Below are 1,485 nucleotides of genomic sequence, written 5' to 3' on the forward strand. Positions count from 1 at the left end.
CAGTCAGTGCATTTTTAACTGATCGACCGCATTCGCGAGCAAGCCCGCTCCCACAGAGGATTTGCGGTGTTCTTACTCTAAGTGCTCAGGTTTGATCGGATCACCTGGCTTCACATCCAACTGATGCCGCACATCCTCGAACATCAGGTCGTACTGCTTGTGCATCGAGCCGTTGAGCACCGCGACCTTCGGCATTCCATACTTCTGCGCGATGTTCATCGCATGCCGGGCAAAGTCGAACGCCTGGTCCTTGGGCAGGAAAAACTCCTCCTTGAGGTCCTTGCCCTGCACTGAACCATGCAGTTTAAAGAGCATGCCCTTGCCTTCCTTGGGGTCCTGGCTGACTTCGTAGTCGATGCACAGGTTGTAGCTGTAGTCATTGGCATTGAGCGCATGACGTTCGACGTGCAGGTGACCCGGTTCAAAGATGGCCATAGGCGTTTCTCCTCAACTTCACAGGTAGGTGATGCCAGGTTTTGCCGTGCTGATGCGTGTACCGGCGCTGCCCTGGACAATCGCTTCGATGTCCGAGAGTGAACCGATGACGGCGGTTTTGCCAGTCTTGCGGGCGAACTCGCAGGCCGCTTGCACCTTGGGCCCCATGGAGCCGGCGGCGAAGCCGAGTTTTTCGATTTCGTCGGGGTGGGCCTGGCCGATGGCTTTCTGGGTCGGCTTGCCGTAGTCGATAAAGGCGGCGTTGACGTCCGTGGCGATCACCAGCAAGTCGGCTTCCAGTTGCGACGCCAGCAGCGACGAGCACAGGTCCTTGTCGATCACCGCTTCGATGCCCTTGAGCTTGCCGTCTTCGCCGTACATGGTCGGGATGCCGCCACCGCCGGCGCAGATCACGATGCTGCTTTTTTCCAGCAGCCACTTGATCGGGCGGATTTCAAAGATGCGTTTTGGCCGTGGACTGGCCACCACACGGCGGTATTTGTCGCCGTCCGGGGCAATTGCCCAGCCTTTTTCGGCGGCGAGTTGTTCCGCTTCGGCCTTGGAGTACACCGGGCCGATGGGCTTGGTCGGGTTCTTGAAAGCGGGGTCGTTGGCGTCCACTTCAACCTGGGTGAGCAGGGTGGCGAAGGGCACTTCGAAGTCCAGCAGGTTGCCCAGTTCCTGTTCGATGATGTAGCCGATCATGCCTTCGGTCTCGGCGCCGAGCACGTCCAGCGGGTACGGCGAAACCTGGGTGTAGGCCGCCGCCTGCAACGACAGCAGGCCGACCTGCGGGCCATTGCCGTGGGCGATGACGAGTTCGTTGCCGGGATGAATCTTGGCGATCTGTTCGGTGGCAATTCGGATATTGGCGCGTTGGTTGTCCGCAGTCATGGGTTCACCACGGCGGAGCAGGGCGTTCCCGCCCAGTGCAACGACGATACGCATACAGAGTGTCCTTCTGAAATTCATCGTTGTGAACGCGGGACAAAATGTGGGAGCGGGCTTGCTCGCGAAAGCGGTGGATCAGTTGATACATGTGTTGACTGA

Annotated in this window: 2 protein-coding genes; both read right to left on the reverse strand. The window is 58.9% G+C overall.

Features of this window, described 5'->3' with window-relative positions; genetic code table 11:
* Positions 1–72: 72 nt before the first annotated feature.
* Positions 73–435, reverse strand: coding sequence for a DUF5064 family protein (locus tag NUV89_RS29630; RefSeq protein ID WP_257784111.1), 363 nt, complete (start codon positions 433–435; stop codon positions 73–75).
* Between the two features lie 18 nt (positions 436–453).
* Positions 454–1,383: a carbamate kinase gene (gene arcC / locus NUV89_RS29635; RefSeq protein WP_257784112.1), complete on the reverse strand. Its 930-nt coding sequence runs from the start codon at positions 1,381–1,383 to the stop codon at positions 454–456.
* Positions 1,384–1,485 lie beyond the last annotated feature (102 nt).

The organism is Pseudomonas sp. 18.1.10, from assembly GCF_024655625.1.
Lineage (GTDB): Bacteria > Pseudomonadota > Gammaproteobacteria > Pseudomonadales > Pseudomonadaceae > Aquipseudomonas.

Excerpts from the sequence above, each read along its gene's own strand:
- arcC (WP_257784112.1), bottom strand. The coding sequence starts at position 1,383 with ATGCGTATCGTCGTTGCACTGGGCGGGAACGCCCTGCTCCGCCGTGGT.
- NUV89_RS29630 (WP_257784111.1), bottom strand. The coding sequence starts at position 435 with ATGGCCATCTTTGAACCGGGTCACCTGCACGTCGAACGTCATGCGCTC.